This is a genomic window from Kitasatospora sp. NBC_00458 (genome assembly GCF_036013975.1).
In the GTDB taxonomy this organism is placed as follows: Bacteria; Actinomycetota; Actinomycetes; order Streptomycetales; family Streptomycetaceae; genus Kitasatospora.
Genome location: NZ_CP107904.1, coordinates 3,273,659 through 3,295,424, shown reverse-complemented (window position 1 = coordinate 3,295,424; position 21,766 = coordinate 3,273,659). Strand labels below are relative to the sequence as shown.

Sequence of the window (21,766 nt, the reverse complement as noted above, 5' to 3'; positions counted from 1 at the left end):
CCGGGATCGTGGGCGGCGCGCGGGTGAGGGATCATGGAGACCGGTGCTCAATGGTGAGGCCGATCGTTGACTCCGTCCTGTGCGCGAGGAGCCTGCCATGCCCGCCCGAATCCTGCTGGTCCGCCACGGCGAGACCGAGTGGTCCGCCACCGGCCGCCACACCGGCCGTACCGACATCCCGCTGACCGAGGAGGGCCGGGCGATGGCCCGGGCGCTCGGTGCCCGACTGGCCGGGGCCCCCTGGAACGGTCTGCCCGACGCCCTCGTCTACACCAGCCCGCTGGACCGCGCCAAGGAGACCTGCGCGCTGGCCGGGCTCGGCGACCGCGCCGTGGAGCGCCCCGAACTGCTGGAGTGGGACTACGGACAGTACGAGGGCCGGACCGGCGCCGACATCCGTGCCGCCGACCACCCCGGCTGGCTGATCTGGCGCGACGGCGTGCCCGGCGGCGAGAAGCTCTCCGACGTCGCGGCCCGGGTGGACTCCCTCCTCGCCGACCTCAACGAGACCCACGGCGTGCCGCACCCGGACACCACCGTGATGCACTGCGCCGACCGCGACGTGGTGCTCTTCGCCCACGGCCACCTGCTGCGCATCCTGACCGCGCGCTGGCTGGGCCTGCCGCCCGAGTACGCCCAGCGGTTCAAGCTCGGCACCGCCGCGCTCTGCGTCCTCTCCTGGGAGTACGGCGCGCCGGCGGTCGAGGTCTGGAACGACCTCGGGCACCTGGAGGGCCTGAAGCACTGACCCGGACGCCGGGTCGACGCCGGGTCAGGCCGCCGTCGCCACGTCGTACTCGGCCAGGAACCGCCCCACCTCCGGCACCGTGCCGTGCCGGCGGAGCCGCTGCGCGGTGTCCGCCAGCATGGAGCGGATCCGGGCCGAGCCGACCTCGTCGAACAGCGCGACGGCGGCCGACCCGTGCTCGGCGGCGCCGGCGAGGTCCCCCCGGCCGAGCCGGTCGTGCGCCAACTCGGCGGTGTACAGCACCCGGTTGCGGACGAAGTGGGGCCTCTGGAGCGTTATGGCCAGCCCCGCCTGCTCGCTGGCGCGGTCCCAGTCCCCGAGGGCGGACCAGCACTGGGCCCGCAGGCCGGCGATCTCGGCCTCGCCGAAGAAGGACATCCACTCCGGGTCCGCCTCGGAGGGGCCGCGGTCGAACAGCAGGCAGGCCCGGGTGACCGCCCGCTCGCAGGCGGCGCGGTCCTGCAGCAGGGCCCAGCCGCCGGCCTCGCGCATGGCGAGCAGGGCGCGCAGCCGGTCGGAGTCGAGCCGCCGGGCCGCTGCCTGCCCGGCCTGGGCGGCCCGCAGGGCCTCGCGGGGGCGGCCGGCGTCCCGGGCGAGGAAGGCGCTGTTGCAGAAGACGTGCGCCTCCAGTGCGGCGTCGCCGGCCATCCGGGCGGTCGCCAGCGCCTCCGCGTAGAACGAGCGGGCGTCCCCCAGCCGGTTCGAGTCGTGCGCCAGCCAGCCGACCGAGACGGCCAGTTCGCCGGCGCCGGTCTGGAGCCTCCGCTCGGTCTCGGTGGAGTACTCGCACGCGTCGAGCAGCAGGTAGGCCGTCCGCAGCGAGCGTCCGGCGAGCTCGAACAGGGCGTCCGCGCCGTGCGCGTCGTCCGCCAGCCGGATCTCCCGGACCGCCTGTTCGACGCCGAGCGCCTCGGCCGCGCCGACCTTGCGGGGCGGCGGGACGGTGCCGGGGCGGCCGGGCACGAAGGCCACTGCGGCCAGGGGGGTGCCGGGGCGGTCGATGCCTGCCGCGGTGGCCAGCGCGGCAGGGCCGCCGGCCAGGAACGTACGGCGACGCACGTCGTCGTTCTCCTCGTCGGAATGGTGCGGTTCGTCGGGCCTCCCGGGCGCCGCCGCGAACCCCGGCACCGGGACGCCGACCGGTGGGGGCGGTTCCGCGTACGGCGAGGCAGCGTACGGGAGTCGGATGGAGAGCGGTGTGCGGGGGGCGGGCACGGGCGGGAACGGCGGGTGGAGCGCGGGGGGCGGGCACGCCCCGTCCCCGCCCCCGGTCCCGCTGGAACCGCTGCCCGCCGGACGGCGCCGGACGGCGGTGCGGGGGGCGAAGCCGAGGTCGGTGAGCGAGCGGTCCGGCCACATGTGCCGGAACACCCGCTCGTACGCGTAGTTGGGGCAGCGGATCTCGCCGGACTCGACCCGGCCGACGTAGCGGGCGTCGCAGGAGACGTGCTCGCCGATCTCGCGGGCCGCCCGCCGCACGGCCGTCGCGAACTCGCCCGGCGAGCGGTCGCCGCGCAGGGCGCGCATCACGGTGTTGGGTGACGGGCGGTTCGGCTTGCCCGGTGGGGTGGCTGCCATGGTGCGCTCCGTGGTCGTGCGGGGTGGTGGTGCGAGGGGTCGGGCGGCGGTGGGGCGGAGGGGCGCCCGGCCACGGGTGGGTCCGGTGGGGCCCGACGGGGCGCCGGGCGCCACCGACAGTACCGGGAGTCACCGGACGGACACAGCGAGTTTGTGGCGGATGTGTGGTCAATTGTGGTCAAAGCGGGCGTGGTTGCCTGGATCCGCCATGAAATGCCATGCCTTGCTGTAAGGCGCCCCGTGGCCTGGGGAGCACCCTCGGCGTTGTCCTGATACGTGGAAGTCCGGCCATGGCTCCGCCGCCCCCGCCGCCCCCAGCGGCACCCCCACCCCCGGGCGGCACGGCTTCCATCCCGACGAGGTGACAGGAGGGCCCCATGACGGCCACCGGAGTGCCGCACTACCACCGCCTGGTCGCCGGAGGAGCGCTCGCCGCCGCCGCCCCCGCCCTGCTCCCCGAGTCGGCCGACGAGCGCGGCCCGGGCCGCGCCCCGTACGGCGGCGGACCGTCCTGCCGCCCGGGCGCCGATCCCGACGCCGCCGTCGCCACCGCCTACGACACCGTGACGGTCGCGCTGCGGCACGGCCTGGAGGCGGTGGACATCCTGCGGCTGCGCCGGGCCTGCGGCGCGGTGCTGCAGAGCCGCAACGGGGCGACCGTCGCCTTCCTCGTCCCGGCCGGCACCTCGGCGACCTGGCACCTGCCCGGCAGTTCCTGTACCGCGGGCGCGCTCCTGCCGCCCCCCACCGACCCGCGCTGGGTGATGCCCCCGGCCGGCGCCGACTGCACCGCCCGCCCCACCGACGCCTGGGTGCTGCGCTCGGCGCTCTGCGAGGCCGCCTGCACCCTCACGGCCGGTGGCCTCGGCCCGTTCTGACCGCCCGGGCCCGTCCCGGCTCCGCCCCGCCCGCGGTTCCGGTTCCGGCCGCCTCCACCGCCACCCGTCCTCACCGCCACCCGTCCTCACCGGCCCGGGCCCCCGCCGGCCGCCCCGACGGGCCTGAGCCGCGGTGGCGCCCGGCGCGGCGGCGATAATGGCCGGTATGGGACGAAGCAGCAGGGCCGGCCGCGGCACGGACCGGAGCCGTACCGCGCCGGAGGATCAGCCGGCCGCCACCGGCCCCGGTGGACGGACGCACGCCCAGGGGCCGCTCAGCCGGCCCGTCGACTCGGGGCTCGCCGAGCTCCGCCCCGACCGGGACCGCCCTGCCGCCTGGTCGCTGCTGGTCGACGGTGCGCCGCAGTCCCTGGTCGACCTCGCCGACCCGACCCACCTGGGCTTCGAGTACCAGCGCAGGCTCGGCCACCTGATCGACCTGGTCGCCCCGCCCGGCCGTCCGATCACCGTCCTCCACCTCGGCGGCGGCGCCCTGACCCTGGCGCGCTACGTCGCCGCCACCCGGCCCCGTTCGCGCCAGCAGGTCGCCGAGACCGACACCGCCCTCACCGAGCTGGTCCGCGCCGAACTCCCGCTGGAGCGCGGCTGGCAGGTCAAGGTGCGCGGTGCGGACGCCCGCAGCGTGCTGGAGCGGACGCCCGAGGGCTCCGCCGACCTGGTGATCGCCGACGTCTTCTCCGGCGCCCGGGTGCCCGCGCACTGCACCACCGTCGAGTTCACCGCCCTGGCCGCCCGCGCCCTGGCCCCCGGCGGCTGGTACGCGGTCAACATCGCCGACGGCTCGGCGCTGCCGTTCGCCCGCTCCCAGGTGGCCACCCTCGGCGCGGTGTTCCCCGAGCTCTGCCTGGTCGCCGATCCGGCGGTGCTGCGCGGCAAGCGCTTCGGCAACCTGGTCATGGCCGCCGCCCACACCCCGCTCCCGCTCGCCGAACTGACCCGCAGGGTGGCCTCCGACGCCGCCCTCGGCCGGGTCGAACACGGCCGCGCCCTGGCCGACTTCGCGGCCGGCGCCGCCCCGGCCACCGACGCCACCGCGGCTCCCTCCCCGGCACCGCCCCCGGGCGTCTTCCGCTGACCGGGCGGCCGCGGCGGCCGCCGGAAAACCGCTTGGCACAGGCCCCCGGGCTGCCGACAATGGGCACCCCGTCCGGAATCCGGACAGGGCCGACCGGAGGGGTGGACGCCATGCGGATCAGGCCGGCACGACCGGACGAGGCGGGGCCGCTCAGTGCCCTGGCGCTGCGTTCGAAGGGGCACTGGGGCTACGACGCGGAGTTCCTGGAGGCCTGCCGCGCCGAACTCACCCTGGACCCGGACCGGATCGAGGCCGACCGGGCGGCGGTGGCCGAGGAGGACGGCCGGGTGCTGGGCTTCGTCACCCTCGTCGGAGCGCCGCCGGAGGGGGAGTTGGACATGCTCTTCGTCGAACCGGACGCGATCGGCCGGGGCGTCGGCCGCCGGCTGATGGAGCACCTGGTGAGCCGGGCCGAGGAGCTGGGCTTCCGCCGGGTGCTCGTGGTGGCCGACCCGAACGCCGAGCCGTTCTACGCGGCCATGGGCGCCGTCCGGATCGGCGTCGTGCCCTCCGGTTCGATACCGGGCCGTGAACTCCCGCTGCTGGCCCTGACGACGGGGCCGTCGGACGGCTGACCGTCCGCTCGCCCGGTCCCCGCTCCGCCCGGTCCGCGCTCGCCCGGTCCCCGCTCCGCCCGGTCCCCGCTCCGCCCGGTCCCCGCTCCGCCCGGTCCCCGCTCGCCCGGTCCCCGCTCCGCCCGGTCCCCGCTCCGCCCGGTCCCCGCTCGCCCGGTCCCCGCTCCGCCCGGTCCCCGCTCGCCCGGTCCCCGCTCCGCCCGGTCCCCGCTCCGCCCGGTCCCCGCTCCGCCCGGTCCCCGCGGTGCGGTCCGCAACTCGCCGCACCCGTGCCGGTCGAGGAGTCGGCGGGGGTGCGGGCGGCGGCGCCGACGGGCCCGGGTCAGTGCCCCTTCGGCAGTCCCCGGTGCTTGTACATCGCGGCGCCGGTCAGGGCCAGCCCGGCCGCGATCGGGGCGAGGACGGCGGTGGCGGTGCCCGAGGCGTCGTGCGCGGCGGTGACGGTGGCCGTCCTCGCGGCCCCGGCGTTCACGGCGGCCGGGCCGTTCGCGGCGTAGCCCTCGGGGAGCACCGCCCGTTGTCGTTCGCCGCCGGTCCGACCGTTCTCGCCGGCACCGCCCGCACCCGTGCGGTCGGTGGCGTGGGGCTGCGCGGCCGTCGCCCCGCGTGCCGGTGGCGGAGCGGCCGGACCTCGCTGCTCCCCGCCCGGCCGGGTGGCCCGCGGGCCGCTGCCGGTGCGGCCGGGCGGTGTGGAGGGTCCGTCGGGCGCGCCCTCCCGCGAGGCGCGCGATCCGGCCGGGCGGGACTGGGCGGGGACGCCGCCCAGCAGTCCGGAGGCGATCGCGAAGGCGTCCGGGACGGCGGCCCGCTGTCCGGGCAGGGGGAGGCCGCCCGCCCTGATCCGGTCCTGGAGAGTGCCGCCGACGGTCGCGGCGTCCAGCTCCGCCGCCGGGACGACCACGGCGGTGGCACCGGCGAGGTGTCCGAGGAGGCCGGGGGGCGCGGCCGGGAGGGCGGCGCCCCCCGGTCCGTCCTGCTGTGCGGGGGAGTGCGGCTGGTCCTGGGGCCGGACCGGCGGCGGTTCCGGCGGCGAGGGGTGCGGCCCGTCGGGTACGCCCTCGCCCGGTCCCGGAGCCGTCCCCCGGTCCGCGTTCCGGGCGGCGTCCCCGGGGGTCACGGCGCCCTGCCCCGCTGACGTCCCGTCGGGCAGGGAGCCGTCGGCCAGGGCCCGGCCGACGGCCGTCCGGCTCACCGGTTCCGGGAGCGGTTCGGCACTGGCCGCGTACGCGCCGGTGGCGCCGATGCCCCAGAGCTGCGCGAGGAGCGCCCCGCCCGCGGCGACCGCCCGGGGCAGCCGGGGGAGCCATCGTCCGGTCCGCCCGGCCCGACCTCCGGGCGGACGACGGGACTCCGAGGACAGGTCCTTGGTCGCGTGTTTGGCTCGCACGTGAATCGAGAACGAGCGGACGGCCCGTGAGGACACGGCCGCCGTCCCGGACGGCCGTGCCACCCGTCGGCCGCGGCCGGCGCCCCCGGGGCCGGAGCCGGGGACCAGGAGCCGGGGCAGGGGTCAGGAGTTGGGGCGAAGGGTCCAGAGCACGGTCATGACACCGGTCACCGCGCCGTCGGCGCGGGTGATCTCCACGGTCACCGGGAACTCCGGGCGCTCGCCCCTGTCCAGCTCGGCGACGATCTCGGCGGCCGGCCGGCCGAGGACGGCGGTCGCGGTGACGACGCCCATGGCGAGCTTCTTGTACGAGATCTCGGCGCTCACCGCGAGCGGCACCGCGCGCGAGAGCTGGTCGCCGAAGGCGCCCAGCACGATGCAGCCGCTGGCCGACTCGGCGAGGGTGAACATCGCGCCGGCGTGCGGCCCGCCGACGTGGTTGTGGTACTCGGGCTGGTCGGGCAGCCGGAGCACGGCGCGCTCGGGGGTGGTCTCCAGGTACTCCAGCTTGAGGGTCCGTGCCATCGGCACGGTGGAGTCGAGCAGCTGGCCGATCGAAGGTGTGGTCATGGCCGCAACGTTACTAGCCGGTAGCTTCCGGCGGCAGCTCCGCCGGCGGGGAAAAAGATGAGACGGAGGCCACGTCGCCCCGGCCTCCGCGGTCCCCGGGGCGGGGCCGGTGCGGCCGGAACGCCGGGCGGCGGCGTCGACCCGTTCGGCCCGGCGGCGGGGAAGGTGCCGGAGCATGAAAACGCCTCAGGGGCCGGTCTCCTGAAGAAACCGGCCCCTGAGGACTCTGGGGTGAGTGACGGGACTCGAACCCGCGGCCACCTGGACCACAACCAGGTGCTCTACCAACTGAGCTACACCCACCATCTGTCCGGACCGTTCCCGCTCTTCGCGTTCCCGTTCCGACATGAAGAACAATACAGGATCCGGGAGGGTGCTCGCGCCAGGGATTCGATCGGCCGGACGCGGGCACCTCCACGGTTTCCGGGGTCAGCCGGCCGGAGGCTGGTACTTCTCGGCGATCGCGCGCGCGGTGTCGGTGTCCGGGCCGGGCTGGGCGACGAACACCGCCTCGCGGTAGTACCGCAGTTCGTCGATGCTCTCCCGGATGTCGGCGAGCGCCCGGTGGTTGCCGCCCTTCTGCGGGCTGTTGTAGTACGCCTTCGGGTACCAGCGGCGGGCCAGCTCCTTGATCGAGGAGACGTCCACGATCCGGTAGTGCAGGTGCCCCTCCAGGGCCGGCATGTCCCGGGCCAGGAAGCCGCGGTCGGTCGCGACCGAGTTCCCGCAGAGCGGTGTCCGGCCGGCCTCCGGCACGTGCTCGCGCACGTACGCGAGGACCAGCGCCTCCGCCTCGGCGAGCGTCACCCCGTGCTCCAGCTCGTCGAGCAGCCCGGAGGAGGTGTGCATGGCCCGCACCACTTCGGGCATGTTCGCCACCGCCTCCGCGGGCGGGCGGATGATGACGTCGACACCCTCGCCGAGGATGTTCAGCTCGGAGTCGGTCACCAGCGCCGCGACCTCGACCAGGGCGTCCCGGTCGAGGTCGAGGCCTGTCATTTCACAGTCGATCCATACCAAACGGTCATTCACGTCACTCACCCTACGGCGCGATCACGCGCCACGGGCACCGATGGAGCCTGGCGGGGCGCCGGGGCGCAGGACTCGGAGCCGTGTTCGTCCTGGGCGTGACCGTCCGTTTCACGGGTCTCCCGGCCGGGGTGGACGGGGTGCGTGGGGCGGCCCTCCCGTGCGGTCCGGGCGTCGCGGGGCTCCCGGACGCCTTCCGGCGCGGCGGCCCGGCCGCCCTGCGGGCGGACCTGGCCGGCCCGGGCCTGCCGGGCCCGCGCCTCGGGCGTCCCGGCCGGTGCGGGCGCCGGCAGCCGTCCACCGGCCGCACCGTGGCTCCGGCCGGCCGCCGGGGCCTCGTCCTGCGGCCGCTCGGCCGAAGTCCGGTGCCCCTGCCCCTGGCCGCGGGCACCCGGCTGCGGGTGCCCGTCCTCGGCCGCGGCGTGCTCCGCCGTCCGGGGCGGCCGGCCGGCGTTCGGCCCTGGCTGGGCCGGCACCATCGGCGGCCGTGCCGGGCCGCGTCCGGCACCCGGCATACCGGGGTGCTGCTGGTGTCCGGCGGACTGGTGCGGGTACGGCTGCCCGGCCCGGGCGTGGACGCCCTGACCCGAGGGCTGCCCGTGCTGGCCGGGGTGCGCGGCGGCACCGCCTGGCCCGCCGGGGAAGCCCGGTGCCGACGCCGCTCCGTGCCCGCCGTGCTGGCCGGGGAGCGTCCCGCCCGCCGGCGCCGAGGCCGCGCTCGGCTGCGGCACGGCCCCGGTCAGCCGGAGGTCGCCGGCCTGCGCCGAGGACTGCGCGGCCGCGGCGCCGCCCGGCCGCCGGGCCCGGTAGCCGGTCCGGTAGGCGGCCGGCGAGACCCCGAGCTGGCGCCGGAAGTGCCCGCGCAGCGCCACCGGCGACCGGAAGCCGCAGCGGCGCGCGACGTCGTCCACCGACAGCTCCGAGGTCTCCAGCAGCCGCTGGGCCTGGAGCACCCGCTGGGTGATCAGCCACTGCAGCGGCGCGCTGCCGGTGAGCGTGCGGAACCGCCGGTCGAAGGTCCGCCGGCTCATGTAGGCGCGGGCCGCCAGAACCTCGACGTCGAACTGCTGGTTGAGGTTCTCCAGCGCCCAGGTGACCACCTCGGCGAGCGGGTCGTTGCCGATCTCCTCCGGTAAAGACTGATCGATGTACTGGGCCTGCCCGCCGCCGCTGCGACGGCTCGGCACCACCAGCCGGCGGGCGAGCGCGTTCGCGGCCTCGGCGCCGTGGTCGCTGCGGACCACGTGCAGGCAGAGGTCGATCCCGGCCGCGGTGCCCGCCGAGGTCAGCACGTCGCCGTCGTCGACGAAGAGCTCGCGCGGGTCGACGTGCACCCGCGGGTAGCGCTTGGCCAGGGTCGGGGCGTACATCCAGTGGGTGGTGGCCGGGCGGCCGTCCAGCAGGCCGGCGGCGGCGAGCACGAACGCGCCGGTGCAGAGGCCGATGATCCGGGCCCCCTCGTGGTGCGCCTTGCGGAGCGCCGTGATCGCCTCGACGGGCGGCGGCTGGGAGATCGAGCGCCAGGCCGGTACGACGATCGTCCCGGCGCGGGCGAGCGCCTCCAGCCCGTACGGGGCGGAGAGGGTGAGGCCGCCGGTGGTGGCGAGCGGACCCTCCTCGCCGGCGCAGACCAGCAGGCGGTAGCGCGGCACCCCCGCGTCCTGGCGGTCGACGCCGAAGACGGAGAGCGGGATCGAGCTCTCGAAGATCGGCGCGCCGCCGAAGATCAGGACGGCGACGGTCTCGCGGCGGCGCCGGCCGGAGAGCTTGCGCGGTGCGGCCGCCATCACCGGCGTCGAGGAGCCGTTGAGGACGGAGCCCGGTCCGCCGTGGCCGCCCGGGCCGTGTCCGGGCGCACCGTGGCCGGACACCCCGAGGCCGAGCGGGCCGGACGGGAGCCCGTTGGCCGCCACGGTGCCGGCCGGCGCCGGGCCGGAGAGCGTGCCGGCCGGGGCGGCGGCGAAGGTCGTGAACCCGTTCTCGGGTCCGCCGGAGTGGCTGCCGGGATGGCCGCCAGGTTGGCCGGTAACCGACTGCCCGTTCCGGCCGTCCGCCCCGGACCCGTACCCGCTGCCGTGGCTGACGGCGGATCGGCTGACGGTGCGTCCACCGTGCTCCGGGGCTGCGGGGAAGGACGGGGCACCCGGGGCGCCGGAGGCACCCGGGCCGCCTGGGGCGGCTGGTGCGGAAGGGGCGCCGGGGGCCGGTGAGGCCGCAGCGGAATAGGAGGGGTACGAGGCGGTGCCGGAGGTACGGGTGTTGGCGGCGAGGGCCTTGGTGCCGGCTCCTCTCGCGGAACGACCCGCGATACCGGCCGCGGTCTGGCCGCTGTCAGGACCCGCGTCGCTCCTGCTCACCCTGCTCAAGGCGCTCAAGCCCCCTCGGTGGTGTGGTGTGGTGGTGCGGCACTGCTGGCCAAGATCGAATCTATCGGGTTGGACCGTTGCCGTTGTGACAAGTTCACCATCCGACGCTATGTCGACATGGCAATTTGGCGTGATGCATTCGATCACGAAGCGTGGCACCCGTCGACCCTTCTGGGAAGGGGGCCGGTGCAACGGTGGCTGGTTGTCGCGGGGCGGCTCCTGGGACGTCCGGCTCCCGCGCGCCCGGCCGGCGCGTCTGGGCTGCGGATTTGCCCAAGGACGGGGGAGCCGCGCGAGATTGACCGAAAATCGGCGGTGCACACGAGGGCGCACGGCCGAGGAGTGTGCGCCTCCCAGGCCTCATCCGGCCAGTGCCTGAGCCGGGCGGCACGTACGGGCCGTGGAGACTACCGTCCTGTCGTGGAGATACTCAGCCGGCTCGAACAGGCCAATGACAACGCCGCCGCCTTCTGGCTCGCCCAGGCGCGCGCACACGACTGGCGGCACCTGGTCCGCCCGGGATTCACCGCCGTCCGCTGCGCCCGCACGCCCGACGACGCGCACCGCGTGGTGGTGACCAGGCCGTATCGCGAACCGGGTTCGCTGGAAGCGGAACTGACGGACCTGTTCACCGCATGGGACACCGTACGGCTCACCGTCGAGGATCCGTACGGCGGCCTGGACCTGAGCCGCCACGACTGCGGACAGGGCCGGCCGATGGCGGTGATGGTGCGCGAACCGGGCCCGCTGCCACCGGCCCCGGGCGCGGACGGGTCCGCAGGCGGCGGGAGCGGCGGGGGCTCCGGGGGCGACGGCGGCGCAGGTGTGCTGACGGTGGATGAGGTCCTGGACGCGGACGCCTTCGCCGAGGCCGAGCGCGCGGTCGTCGACGGCTTCCCGATCCCGCCGCGGCAACCCTGGACCAGGGGTGCCCACCTGCCCGAACGGCTGCTGCGCGAACCCGGCTGCCGGGCCTGGCTCGGCCGGGTCGACGGTGCGACCGCGGGTGCCTGCCTGACCCACGACGACGGCCGGGCCGTGGGCGTCTACTGGGTCGCCACCCTCCCCGCCCAGCGCTCCCGCGGAGTGGCCCGCGCCGTGCTGCGGACGGCGCTGGCCGCCGCGGACCCGGCCCGTCCGGCCACGCTGGTCGCCACCGCGCTCGGCGAGCCGCTCTACCGCAAGCTCGGCTTCACGGAGCGGGGCCGCACCCGGTGGTGGACGCGCTGAGCCTGCGCCTGCGCCCCTCGCGCCGTCCCGATCAAGCCGCGCCGCCCCGCCCGTCCGGCCGCCCTCGGCTCCCGGCCCCGGGATGCGCGGGCCCGGTTCGGCCAGGTCCGGCCCGGTCCGACGCGATCGTGCGAACACGTCCGGGGCGGGTCCTAGCCGGTCCGGGTGGCGCGGCGGGCCGGCTCCGCCCCGGCTCCGGCGGTGCCCGGGAAGGCCGCGGTGGGCCGCGGGGCCGACCGGGCCGGGGGCACGGCGAACCTCGTCCGCGCGGGGCTCCCGCCCGTGGACGGGAGTGCGGCCGGAGGCTCCAGGGGCTCGGTGGCGTGCGCGGACGTGAGGTGGTCGGCGCCGTCGACGGCAAACCCGCCTGGCCGGTTTCGGACAGGGAAGCCTGTTCCGGGGCCCGGGGTGGCACCGCCCGCGGCGTTCGAGGCAACAGGCGCATGCCCGCCGCTCAGGGCGGACAGTCGACATTGCGCGCCGGGATGCGCGCTGCTCTGCGCCCTCATCTCCGGAGCCCTCGTCTCCGGGGCCGTCGCCCCCGGTCCGACCGCCCCCGGTCCGACCGCCCCCGGTCCGATCGGCACCACGACGGCCCCGGGCACCGGGACGGGGCCGGCGGGTGCCGTGACCGCCCCGGCCGGAGCCGGCACCCGGGCGGCCGGGAGCCCGCGCTCCCGCGAGCGGGGGCCGGCTACGGCACTCGCGGCGCCCACGGCCCGCCGCCGGACCGGCCCGCCCGCCCGGATCCCCGGCCGCGGCGAGGGTGCGCCGCGGGCCGACAGCACCTGCCCGACCGCCTCCGGCAGACCGGCGGCCTTCAGCGTCGGCCGGTACCCGGGCTCGGCCCAGGGGCGGCCGTGGTGCAGCCAGACGCTGCGCAGCCCGGCCAGCTCGGCCCCCGCGATGTCGGCGGGAGCGTGGTCGCCGATCATCCAGGTGCGGCTGGTCCAGTCGCCGACCGGCGCGACGCCGCACCGCTGGGCGGCGATCTCGAAGATCAGCGGGTCCGGCTTGAGGCAGTCCGCCTCCTCCGAGATCACCCAGCCGTCGACCAGCGGGCCGAGCCCGGTCCGGCGGATCTTCTCCAGCTGGGGTCGGGTGCCGCCGTTGCTCACGATCCCGAGCGTCCACCCGGCGTCCCGTGCCGCCCGCAGCGCGTCGACGTTGCGGGACGGGCAGTGGATGTGGGCGTTGATGCCGCGCCGGTAGTGGGCGAGCAGGCGGTCGAGCGACTCGTCCAGTCCGTAGCGGCGCCGGGCCGCGGACAGTACGGTGCTGCGCGGCACGTAGCCGCCGCCGTCGATGGTGGCGAGCCAGTCGACGTCGCCGGGCGGCAGCCCTCGTTCGGTCAGGAACTCCTGAGCCCAGGCCCGGAAAGCGGCGTCCCTGGGGAGCAGCGTGTTGTCGAGGTCGAGCAGGAGCAGGGGCATGCCGAGCATGGTGCCAGCGGCCGCGCCTATGCATCTGGCAATTGCCGGACGTCGTCGCGAACCCCTGCGAAATGGCCGGAACGGGTGCCGGTGTCGTGGCCCCGGGGCACGGATGTGGCAGGCGGGGCCCGTTGTCCGGTGACCGCCCGGCAACGGATCGTCGTCGATCCATGACAGTCCGGTCACGGTGTCCCGGGGGCCTGTTGCGTCGTCCGGCCCGCTCAGTCAAGCTCCAGAGAACCTCTCTCGCCGGAGGGCGCGTTCGCGCGCGGGCGGGGGCGCACGGCCGACGGCGGGCGCATCCCCCGTTCGCGGGAAGAGCGTCGTCCCGAGGCCCCGTGGCTGGGCTGAGTCCCCGGCCCGTCGTACTCTGAAAGGAACAGGTCACCAACGGTGGTGCGCGGCGCAGCCCGACGTCGTCCCCTGGGCGGGCCTGCCGTCCGGGCAGCGTTGTCCTCTCCTGTCGGCCCATCCCCTTCGAAGAGCCTTGTGCCATGGCTGGTTCTGAGTCCTTCCGACCGGTTGAACCGGATGCGGACGCCCGGAGCGGTGGTCCGACCCGGCCCCTCCGCAACATCGCGCGCCGCGGCCGCCCCGGCTCAGGCTCCCGCCAACGACGGGACGGACACCGCGCCGACCGTGCGGAGCCCCCGGTGACGGGCCGCCCCGGTCCGGGCGCCGACCGCCCGCGCGCCTCCGGCCTGCCCAGTGCGCCGGGTGAACCCGCGGTCCGGCAGGCACCCGCCCGCTCCTGCGACCCGGCCTTCCAGCACGGCGTGGTGGTGGGCTTCGACGGCTCGTTGTCGAGCGAGCGCGCCCTCGCCTACGCGGTGGGCATGGCCCGTCGCTCCCAGTGCGGCCTGGTGATCGTGCACGTGGCCAACCGCCTGCCCGCCACCGTCTGGGCGGGCTGCGAACCGCCCGTCTTCGTCGACCTCCCCGACCACCGGACCGAGGTCCTCGGCCTGGAGCTCGCCTGCGCGGACTTCCTCGCCGGCGTGCCCTGGATCCTGGTCGAGCGCGGCGGTGACATCTGCCACGAGATCGAGGAGGTCGGCCGTGAGTACGCCGCCGACGCCATCGTGGTCGGCAGCACGCACGGCCTGCTCGGCAAGATCTTCGGATCCGTGTCCGGACGCCTCGCCCGCAGGGCCAACCGCCCGGTGATCGTGATTCCCTGACGGGTCGTCCGCGGATCCGTTCGTTCGCCCGTCGGCGCGTTCGCCCGTTCGCCCGTTCGCCCGTTCGCCCGTTCGCCTGTCGGCGCGGCGGGCCCGCCGCTGGGCCGATCGTGTCATCCGTGCCGGTGGGTCGGTGCCGTGCTCCGGCCCGCCCCGGGGACGCGGTGCGAAGAATGACAAGGTGATCAGTCAGCCGACCTCGCCCGGCCCGGGGCCGCCGGTGCGCCTCCTCCGCCGCACGCCCCGTCGCCGCGCCGCCCTCCTCCTCGTGTCGACGGCCCTGTCCGCGCTCCTGCCGGCCGCGGTCCTCACCGGCGCCCCCGGAGCGTCGGCGCTCAGCCCGGCGGGCGGGGAGGCCCGGGGCGCGGTGCGGCTGGAGGTCCGCACCAACGGGGCCGCGGCGGCCGGGGTCCGGGTCCGCTCCGGGGAACCGCTGCTCCGCGTCTACCGGCTGGCGAACCAGGCGGAGTACCCGCTGACCGTCACGGTCCTGAGGGACGCCCAGGCCTCCGGGGCCGCGGTCGCCTGCGGCGGGCAGCAGCCGTTCGTGCTCCCCGCCCTCGGCGTCGTCGAGTGCTCCACCACGCTGCCGGCCCAGAGTGGCCGCCAGCGGACCGAGGTCCGGGTCGAGGCGGACGCCCCGAAGGGCATGCCCAGGGCCGTCGCGACCGCGGAGGCCGGCTACCAGGGGCTGGTCGCCGGACTGACGCTGACCCGGGTGGGTGTCCCGACGGGGTCCGGCGTGGTGACCCGCGCCGCGGTCCGTGCGGCCGGCCGTGCTCCGGCGCCCCGGGCCGGGGGCGGGGAACCGGTGACCGGCGGGCCGCCTCCCCCGGCGGACCCCTCCGCCGCTCCCGAGGGGTCCGCCGGGCGCCGCACCGTGGTGGCGCGGGTGGGCGGCGACGTCCGGCTGAGGTACCGGGTGGACGCCGTCGGGGACTCGCCGGTCAGTGCGGTCAGCGTGGTGGACCTCCTGCCCGGGGTGGGGCAGGTCGGCTGTCTCGGCCAGTCCGCCGCCGGACTGCTGGAGCCGGGGCGGCCGTTGGACTGCACCGCCACGGGCGAGGCGCAGCCGGGCAGGCACGCCGCCGTGGCGAGGGCCGAGGGCCTGGCGCTGGACGGGGCGGTCGGCCAGGACGGACGCCCGCTGGCCCCCCGGCCGCTCTCCGCGGAGGCGCCGGGCGACTACGAGGGCGAGGGGCCCGCCCCGGCGGCCCAGCCGGGTGCGGCCGCCCAGCCGGGTACGGCGGCTCAGCCCGGGCCGGTCGGCGGCCCGGTGCCGCCCGGTGGGGCGGGCGCCGCCGGTGCTCCGGGTGGGGCGGTGCCCGGGGGAGCGGCGGCGCCGGGGGCGGCCAACCCGGCGGCCACTGCCGGAGGGGCCGCCGTTGCCGCCGCCAACGCTCCGCCACCCAACCCCGTTGCCCCGCAGGCCGGTTCGGCCGCCGCTCCGAACGCTGCCGCCGCGGCGCCGGCCAATGCTGCTGCTGCCGCCGCTGCTGCGGCGGCAGCAGCAGCGGGGCAGGCCGCCGGTGCTCAGAACGCCGCAGCCGCAGCAGCCGTAGCCGCGGCCGTGGCAGCCGGTTCGGCGGTGCCCTTCCGTCCGGGGGCCACGCTGCTCGGACTGCCGGCGAGTCCCTTCCAGGCGGTGCCGGCCCCCGCGTCGGCCGGTACGGCCGGTACGGCCGGGGCGGCAGGAGGCGGTGCGGCGGGTGCCGCGGCCGCCGCAGGGGGCGGAGCCGGTGCCGCGGGTGGTGGAACCGGTGGTGGAGCGGGTTCGGCGGGCGATTCCCGGAACCCCGGGGCGGGCGCCACGGGCGGGGGTTCCGGCATCCCGGGCGCAGGCGCGGACGCTCACCGGCCGGAAGGCTCGCCGTTCGGCTGGGGAGACGCCTGGGGCGGCGGCGAGGTGCTGATGCTGCTGCTGGCGATCATGCTTCCCGTCCTCGTCGTCCTGGCCGCCGCGACGATGGCGCGGAAGCGCCCGCGGGGCGGCCCCGGAGGCCGTCGTGGATGAACTCCCGAGGGGGGTCCGGTAGATGTGGGTCAATGTCCTGGGGGTGCTGGCCGGCGCCCTCCTCGCCCTGCTGATCGGACTCCTCATCGGGCGGGTCCGGTCCTCCCCGGACGACGAGGGGAACTCGTCCGCGGTCGGCTTCGTGAGCGCGGCCGTGCTGGGCTTCTTCGCCCTCTTCGCGGGCTTCGCCGTCGCCGGCGCCTGGCAGGAGCTCAGCGACGCGCGCAGTCACACCTACGAGGAGACCCGCGCGCTCACCGAGGCGTACTGGTCCGCGCGGATGCTTCCGGCGGCGGACCGTCCGGTGGTGCGGCAGCGACTGCGGGCGTACACCCGGCAGGTGATCGACGAGGAGTGGGTGCAGCTGGGCCGGGGGCACGGCAGCGCCGAGGCGTGGGCGTCGATCGACCGGGTCCGGGTCGCGGCGGCCGCGGTGCGGACCGAGAGCCCGCTCGAAATCGCCGCCAAGGAGGACACGTTGAGGAGTCTGGAGGACGTCTACGCGCGGCGGATCGCCCGGTTGGCCGACGTCGACTCGCGGGCACCGGCACTGGAACTCTGGGGTCTGGTGGTGGGAGCGGTGGTCGTCCTGTTCGTGCCGCCGCTGATCGGCCTGACCGCCGACAGGCGCAATCTGGTGCTGATGGGGTTCATGGGCGCCTCGGTGGCGTTCGCGGTCGGCCTGGTGTTCCAGCTCAGCGGTCCGTTCGACGGCACGGTGAGGGTCGGGCCGACCGCGTTCGAACTGGCGCTCACCCGGTACGAGCAGATCGACGCCGGTGACGGCGGTGTGATGGGGCCGCCCTTCCCGTGACCCTCCCTCCCCGCCCCCGGGCCGGCGGGTGCCCGGGGGCGGGGAGGGAGGATCGACGGACGTGGACCCGTCGGGACGGTCGGATACGGGGAGCGGGTCGTCTCAGGAGACGCCGAGCTCGCGGGCGATGAGCATGCGCTGGACCTCCGAGGTGCCTTCGCCGATTTCGAGGATCTTGCAGTCGCGCCAGAAGCGGGCGACCGGGAACTCGTTCATGAAGCCGTACCCGCCGTGGATCTGGGTCGCCTCGCGGGCGTTGTCGACGGCGGCCTCCGACGAGTACAGCTTGGCGATCGCGGCCTCCTTCTTGAACGGCTCGGAGTGCAGCAGCCGGGAGGCGGCGTCCCGCCAGGCGAGGCGGGAGGTGTGGGCGCGCATCTCCATGTCGGCGAGCTTGAACTGGACGGCCTGGTTGGCGCCGATCGTCCGGCCGAAGGCCCGGCGCGTACCGGCGTAGGAAACGGACTGGTCGACGCAGCCCTGGGCCAGGCCGGTGGCCAGGGCGGCGATCGCGATGCGGCCCTCGTCGAGGATCCGCAGGAACTGGGCGTAGCCGCGACCGCGCTCGCCCAGCAGGTTGGCCGCGGGGACACGGCAGTCGGTGAAGGACAGTTCGCGGGTGTCGGATGCGTTCCACCCGACCTTGGAGTACTTCTTGGACACCTGGAACCCGGGGGTCCCGCTGGGCACGATGATGGAGGAGATCTCGCGCCGTGGCGAGGAGAATTCGCCGCCTTCACTCGAACGAGCGATCGGTTCGGTGAGCGCGGTGACGGTGACCAGGCCGGTGATGTCGGTGCCGGAGTTGGTGATGAAGCACTTGGTGCCGTTGATCACCCACTCGTCGGTGGCCTCGTCGTACCGGGCGGTGGTGCGGGTGGCGCCGGCGTCGGAACCGCCCTCGGGCTCGGTGAGCCCGAACGCGCCCAGCAGCTCGCCGGAGGTCAGCCGGGGCAGCCACTCGCGCTTCTGCTCCTCGGTCCCGAAGCGGTAGATCGGCATCGCGCCGAGCGAGACCGCCGCCTCCAGGGTGATCGCGACCGAGGAGTCGACCCGGGCGAGCTCCTCCAGCGTCAGGCAGAGCGCGAAGTAGTCGCCGCCCATGCCGCCGTACTCCTCCGGGAACGGCAGGCCGAACAGGCCCATCCGCCCCATCTCCCGGACGATCTCGTAGGGGAACTCGCCCTGCTCGTAGTACTCGCCGATCTTCGGGGCGACCACGTCCTGGGCGAATTCGGCCACGGTGCGCCGCAGTTCCTCGTACTCGGTGTTCAACCGGTGGTCGAGCATGGTGATCCTCCTGAGGCCCCGCCGGATGGGCGCGGGCTTGATCGGGACGACCGCCGTCCGTTCGATGGTGTGGCGGACGTGCGGTGTGATGAGAGGGATGCGTGTGGTCCGGACGGGCGGACGGGTGGAGGCCCGCCGGGGGTGTTGCGGGGGTGCCGCCGGGGTCAGCCCCGCTCGGCGGTGCCGGGGCCCAGCAGCGCCTGCACCGTCCGGGACGGGCTCGGGCGGCCGAGCCGCCGCGCCATCCAGCCGCTGGTGGCGACCAGTGCCCGGAGGTCGACGCCGGTGCGGATGCCGAGTCCGTGCAGCATCCACACCAGGTCCTCGGTGGCCAGGTTGCCGGTGGCGCTCTTGGCGTACGGGCAGCCGCCCAGGCCGCCCGCCGAGGCGTCGACCGCGGTCACCCCGGAGCGGAGCGCCGCCAGCGTGTTGCTGAGCGCCTGGCCGTAGGTGTCGTGGAAGTGCACCGCGATCCGGCCCACCGGCACGCCCGCCGCGGCGAACCCGTCCAGCAGGGCGGTGACCTGGCCCGGGGTGGCCACGCCGATGGTGTCGCCGAGGCTCAGCTCGGTGCAGCCCATCTCCAGCAGCCGCACCCCGAAGCCGATCACCTGGTCGGGCGGGACCGGCCCCTCCCAGGGATCGCCGAAGCACATCGACAGGTAGCCGCGGACCCGGACCCCGGCGGCCGTGGCGCGTTCCACCACGGGCCGGAACATCGCCATCGCCTCGTCCGCCGAGCGGTTGAGGTTGCGGCGGGCGAAGGTCTCGGTGGCACTCGCGAAGACGGCGACGTCCTCGGCGCGGTGGGCCAGCGCGCGGTCCAGCCCGCGCTCGTTGGGCACCAGGACCGGCAGGCGCAGCCCGGGGTGGCGGGCCGGCAGGTCGGCGAGCCGGGGCACCAGTTCCTCGGCGTCGGCGAGCTGGGGGACCCACTTCGGGTGGACGAAGCTGGTGGCCTCGACGGTGCGCAGGCCGGTGGCGGCGAGCCTGGCGATGAACTCCGCCTTGACCTCGACCGGGACCAGGGCGCCCTCGTTCTGCAGCCCGTCGCGCGGTCCGACCTCGTGGATCCGGACCTCCTCGGGCAGGCCGGGCGCGCGGACCGGGGCCGGCAGGCCCAGGTCGAGCGCGTCGGGCTCGTGCGCGGGGCCCGGGGCGGGGGCGGTCACGACCGCGCCCCGGCGGCGGTCCCGGCGCCCTCGGCGGCGTCCGGCCCGGCCTCGGCGGGGGCGACCACGACCAGCAGCTCCTCCATCGCGACGGTGGCGCCGGCGGTGGCCCGCAGCTCGCTCACCGTCCCGTCGTGCGGGGCGGCGATCACGTGTTCCATCTTCATGGCCTCCAGGACGAGCAGGGGCTGGCCCTTCCGGACGGTCTCGCCGGCCGTGGTCTTCACGACCGTGACGGTGCCCGGCATCGGCGCGGTCAGGGCGCCGTGGTGCGCCGCACCGGCGGCGGCGCCCCCGCCGACCGCGTCGTGGCCGTGCACCGGCCAGGCGTCGCCGTCGATCCCGAGCCACGTCACCGGGCCGGAGGAGGCGCCGGGCGCGCGGTCGGCGGTCAGCGCGAAGGTCGTCTGCAGGCCGTCCACGGTGAGGCGGAGACGGTCCCCGGACCGGACGGCCCGGGCCCGGTGGGCCGGCCCGGAGCCGAGCCGGACCTCCACCTCCGGCGTGACGCCGGACGGATTGTCAGTGGCCTCGGCTACGTTGCCCACAGTGATCGGGCGGATGCCCACCGACACCGGGTCCTGGCCGGGGGCGCGGAGCCGGTGGGTGGTCCAGGCGGGTGCGCCGCCCAGGCGCCAGCCGGAGGGAAGGGAGAAGGGGTCGGTCCAGCCGTCGCCGTCGGCGGCGGGTGTCAGGTCCAGGTGCCGTGCGAGCGCGGCGGCGTAGTAGAGGAGGTGGGCGGGCGTCGGTTCCCCGGGCGGCACGGCGCCGGGGACGGCGGCATCCGGGGCTTCGGTGCCGGTGGTGTCGGTGGTGCCGGTGGTGTCGGTGCCGGGTACGGCCGCGGCTGCGGCGGCCGGGGAGTAGGGCGAGGCGAGCAGTCCGGGCTGCTGCTGCGCCGTCTGCTCCACCAGGCCGGTGTCGAGGCGGCCGGCGACGACCTCGGGGTGTGCGAGCAGTCGTCGCAGGAAGCCGGTGTTGGTGGTGACGCCGAGGATCCGGGTGTCGGCCAGTGCGGCGCGCAGCCGTCGCAGCGCGGTCGGCCGGTCGGGTCCGTAGGCGATGACCTTGGCGAGCATGGGGTCGTAGGAGCTGGTGATGACGGTCCCCGGGGTCACCCCGGAGTCCACCCGGACGCCTTCGCCCTGCGGCTCGTCGAGGAGCAGGATGCGTCCGCCGGTGGGCAGGAAGTCCCGTTCCGGGTCCTCGGCGCAGATCCGGGCCTCGATGGCGTGGCCCAGGAAGGAGATGTCGGACTGGGTGAAGGTGAGGTGTTCGTCCGCGGCGACCCGCAGCTGCCACTCGACCAGGTCCAGCCGTCGGGCCGGGCCCGCCGCCGGACCGTCGGTGAGCGGACCGTCGGTGGCCTGACCGCCCGCGGTCGAACCTGACGCAGACGAACCGTGGGGGCGAGGGCCGCCCACCGCGATGGCGAGCTCGGTGACGGGGTGTTCCACCTGGAGACGGGTGTTCATCTCCATGAAGAAGAAGTCCCGCACCCCCTCGGCGGGGGCGGGGGAGTCGGGGTCGACGCCGGGAACGATGAACTCCACGGTGCCGGCGCCGGTGTAGCCGCAGGACTCGGCGGCCCGGACGGCGGCGGCGCCCATGGCGGCGCGGGTCTCGGCGTTGAGCAGGACGGAGGGAGCCTCTTCGATCAGCTTCTGGTGGCGGCGCTGCAGACTGCACTCGCGCTCGCCGAGGTGGACGGTGGTGCCGTGGGCGTCGGCCAGCACCTGGACCTCGATGTGGCGCGGCCGGTCGATCCAGCGCTCCAGCAGCAGGGTGTCGTCGCCGAAGGCGGTACGGGCGACGCGCCGGGCGGCGGCGATCTCGGTCGGGAGGTCGGCCCGGTCGCGGACCAGCCGCATGCCCTTGCCGCCGCCGCCGGCGGACGGCTTCAGCAGGACCGGGTAGCCGATCCCGTCGGCGGCCGCGACGAGGTCGTCGTCGGTGGGCGCGGTGGCCCGGCTGCCGGGGACCACGGGGACGCCGGCGGCCCGGACGGCCTCCTTGGCGTTGATCTTGTCACCCATCAGTTCGACCGCGGCGGGAGGAGGACCGATGAAGACCAGGCCGGCGTCGGCGCAGGCACGGGCGAAGGAGGCGTTCTCGGCGAGGAAGCCGTAGCCGGGGTGGACGGCCTGGGCGCCCGTCCGGCGGGCGGCGGCGAGGATCTGGTCGGTCCGCAGGTAGGTTTCGGCGGCCGAGCTGTCGCTGCGGTCGGCGGGGCCGAGCCGGACCGCGACGTCGGCCTCGCGGACGTGCGGGGCGTCGGCGTCGGCGTCGCTGAACACGGCGACCGAGCGCACGCCGAGCCGCCGCAGGGTGCGGATCACCCGGACGGCGATCTCGCCGCGGTTGGCGACCAGAACTGTGTCGAACATGGGAGGCGTTCCTCCGGG

General features: G+C 76.2%; 16 protein-coding genes, 1 tRNA gene and 1 pseudogene. 8 read left to right on the top strand and 10 right to left on the bottom strand.

The window, feature by feature from the left end; genetic code table 11:
* Nucleotides 1-97: 97 nt before the first annotated feature.
* Nucleotides 98-748 carry a histidine phosphatase family protein gene (locus OG550_RS13025; protein WP_327677118.1) on the top strand — a complete coding sequence of 217 codons (651 nt, stop codon included), beginning with the start codon at nt 98-100 and terminating at the stop codon, nt 746-748.
* A 24-nt stretch (nt 749-772) separates the two neighbouring features.
* Here the strand turns inward: OG550_RS13025 and OG550_RS13020 are convergent, their stop codons facing one another.
* Complete coding sequence (locus OG550_RS13020) at nt 773-2,326, bottom strand: tetratricopeptide repeat protein (RefSeq protein ID WP_327677116.1); 1,554 nt, start codon at nt 2,324-2,326, stop codon at nt 773-775.
* Nucleotides 2,327-2,703: 377 nt separating this feature from the next.
* Between OG550_RS13020 and OG550_RS13015 the strand changes: the two genes are divergently transcribed.
* The 3 genes from OG550_RS13015 to OG550_RS13005 all read left to right on the top strand — a co-directional run bounded on the left by OG550_RS13015 (nt 2,704) and on the right by OG550_RS13005 (nt 4,875).
* A complete protein-coding gene (locus OG550_RS13015; RefSeq protein ID WP_327677114.1) occupies nt 2,704-3,204 on the top strand; it encodes a hypothetical protein in 501 nt (166 codons plus the stop codon).
* 166 nt (nt 3,205-3,370) lie between these two features.
* Nucleotides 3,371-4,300 (top strand): spermidine synthase, encoded by a 930-nt coding sequence (locus OG550_RS13010; RefSeq protein WP_442905989.1) that lies wholly within the window; start codon nt 3,371-3,373, stop codon nt 4,298-4,300.
* Nucleotides 4,301-4,410: 110 nt separating this feature from the next.
* Nucleotides 4,411-4,875, top strand: coding sequence for a GNAT family N-acetyltransferase (locus OG550_RS13005; RefSeq protein ID WP_327677110.1), 465 nt, complete (start codon nt 4,411-4,413; stop codon nt 4,873-4,875).
* Nucleotides 4,876-5,197: 322 nt separating this feature from the next.
* On the opposite strand, the gene OG550_RS13000 is transcribed toward OG550_RS13005, so the two are convergent.
* From OG550_RS13000 to OG550_RS12980, 5 genes and pseudogenes are all read right to left on the bottom strand, one after another.
* Complete coding sequence (locus OG550_RS13000) at nt 5,198-6,262, bottom strand: hypothetical protein (RefSeq protein WP_327677109.1); 1,065 nt, start codon at nt 6,260-6,262, stop codon at nt 5,198-5,200.
* 123 nt (nt 6,263-6,385) lie between these two features.
* Nucleotides 6,386-6,832 carry a DUF4442 domain-containing protein gene (locus OG550_RS12995; protein ID WP_327677107.1) on the bottom strand — a complete coding sequence of 149 codons (447 nt, stop codon included), beginning with the start codon at nt 6,830-6,832 and terminating at the stop codon, nt 6,386-6,388.
* 227 nt (nt 6,833-7,059) lie between these two features.
* Nucleotides 7,060-7,135: transfer RNA gene (locus OG550_RS12990), tRNA-His, on the bottom strand.
* A 126-nt stretch (nt 7,136-7,261) separates the two neighbouring features.
* The gene (gene orn, locus OG550_RS12985) at nt 7,262-7,864 is read right to left on the bottom strand and encodes an oligoribonuclease (protein ID WP_327677105.1); all 603 of its coding nucleotides are present in this window, start codon (nt 7,862-7,864) and stop codon (nt 7,262-7,264) included.
* Between the two features lie 776 nt (nt 7,865-8,640).
* Nucleotides 8,641-9,648: pseudogene (locus tag OG550_RS12980) on the bottom strand (helix-turn-helix domain-containing protein); the annotation flags it as partial.
* Between the two features lie 999 nt (nt 9,649-10,647).
* Between OG550_RS12980 and OG550_RS12975 the strand changes: the two are divergent.
* Nucleotides 10,648-11,457, top strand: coding sequence for a GNAT family N-acetyltransferase (locus OG550_RS12975; RefSeq protein WP_327677103.1), 810 nt, complete (start codon nt 10,648-10,650; stop codon nt 11,455-11,457).
* A 152-nt stretch (nt 11,458-11,609) separates the two neighbouring features.
* Here the strand turns inward: OG550_RS12975 and OG550_RS12970 are convergent, their stop codons facing one another.
* A complete protein-coding gene (locus tag OG550_RS12970; protein ID WP_327677101.1) occupies nt 11,610-12,890 on the bottom strand; it encodes an HAD-IA family hydrolase in 1,281 nt (426 codons plus the stop codon).
* A gap of 701 nt (nt 12,891-13,591) precedes the next feature.
* Here OG550_RS12970 and OG550_RS12965 point away from each other — a divergent pair.
* The 3 genes from OG550_RS12965 to OG550_RS12955 all read left to right on the top strand — a co-directional run bounded on the left by OG550_RS12965 (nt 13,592) and on the right by OG550_RS12955 (nt 16,899).
* On the top strand, nt 13,592-14,071 hold the full coding sequence (locus OG550_RS12965; protein WP_327683846.1) for a universal stress protein: 480 nt from the start codon (nt 13,592-13,594) through the stop codon (nt 14,069-14,071).
* Between the two features lie 181 nt (nt 14,072-14,252).
* Nucleotides 14,253-16,085: a hypothetical protein gene (locus tag OG550_RS12960; RefSeq protein WP_327677099.1), complete on the top strand. Its 1,833-nt coding sequence runs from the start codon at nt 14,253-14,255 to the stop codon at nt 16,083-16,085.
* Between the two features lie 22 nt (nt 16,086-16,107).
* Nucleotides 16,108-16,899, top strand: a complete 792-nt coding sequence (locus OG550_RS12955; RefSeq protein ID WP_327677096.1) for a bestrophin-like domain — start codon at nt 16,108-16,110, stop codon at nt 16,897-16,899.
* 102 nt (nt 16,900-17,001) lie between these two features.
* On the opposite strand, the gene OG550_RS12950 is transcribed toward OG550_RS12955, so the two are convergent.
* The 3 genes from OG550_RS12950 to OG550_RS12940 all read right to left on the bottom strand — a co-directional run bounded on the left by OG550_RS12950 (nt 17,002) and on the right by OG550_RS12940 (nt 21,748).
* Nucleotides 17,002-18,189, bottom strand: coding sequence for an acyl-CoA dehydrogenase family protein (locus OG550_RS12950; RefSeq protein WP_327677094.1), 1,188 nt, complete (start codon nt 18,187-18,189; stop codon nt 17,002-17,004).
* A 164-nt stretch (nt 18,190-18,353) separates the two neighbouring features.
* Complete coding sequence (locus tag OG550_RS12945; RefSeq protein ID WP_327677093.1) at nt 18,354-19,361, bottom strand: hydroxymethylglutaryl-CoA lyase; 1,008 nt, start codon at nt 19,359-19,361, stop codon at nt 18,354-18,356.
* Nucleotides 19,358-21,748 (bottom strand): acetyl/propionyl/methylcrotonyl-CoA carboxylase subunit alpha, encoded by a 2,391-nt coding sequence (locus OG550_RS12940; RefSeq protein ID WP_327677091.1) that lies wholly within the window; start codon nt 21,746-21,748, stop codon nt 19,358-19,360. The genes OG550_RS12945 and OG550_RS12940 overlap by 4 nt, the downstream gene beginning before the upstream one ends.
* Nucleotides 21,749-21,766 lie beyond the last annotated feature (18 nt).

Excerpts from the sequence above, each read along its gene's own strand:
- OG550_RS13025 (WP_327677118.1), top strand. The coding sequence starts at position 98 with ATGCCCGCCCGAATCCTGCTGGTCCGCCACGGCGAGACCGAGTGGTCC.
- OG550_RS13020 (WP_327677116.1), bottom strand. The coding sequence starts at position 2,326 with ATGGCAGCCACCCCACCGGGCAAGCCGAACCGCCCGTCACCCAACACC.
- OG550_RS13015 (WP_327677114.1), top strand. The coding sequence starts at position 2,704 with ATGACGGCCACCGGAGTGCCGCACTACCACCGCCTGGTCGCCGGAGGA.
- OG550_RS13010 (WP_442905989.1), top strand. The coding sequence starts at position 3,371 with ATGGGACGAAGCAGCAGGGCCGGCCGCGGCACGGACCGGAGCCGTACC.
- OG550_RS13005 (WP_327677110.1), top strand. The coding sequence starts at position 4,411 with ATGCGGATCAGGCCGGCACGACCGGACGAGGCGGGGCCGCTCAGTGCC.
- OG550_RS12995 (WP_327677107.1), bottom strand. The coding sequence starts at position 6,832 with ATGACCACACCTTCGATCGGCCAGCTGCTCGACTCCACCGTGCCGATG.
- OG550_RS12970 (WP_327677101.1), bottom strand. The coding sequence starts at position 12,890 with ATGCCCCTGCTCCTGCTCGACCTCGACAACACGCTGCTCCCCAGGGAC.
- OG550_RS12955 (WP_327677096.1), top strand. The coding sequence starts at position 16,108 with ATGTGGGTCAATGTCCTGGGGGTGCTGGCCGGCGCCCTCCTCGCCCTG.
- OG550_RS12950 (WP_327677094.1), bottom strand. The coding sequence starts at position 18,189 with ATGCTCGACCACCGGTTGAACACCGAGTACGAGGAACTGCGGCGCACC.
- OG550_RS12940 (WP_327677091.1), bottom strand. The coding sequence starts at position 21,748 with ATGTTCGACACAGTTCTGGTCGCCAACCGCGGCGAGATCGCCGTCCGG.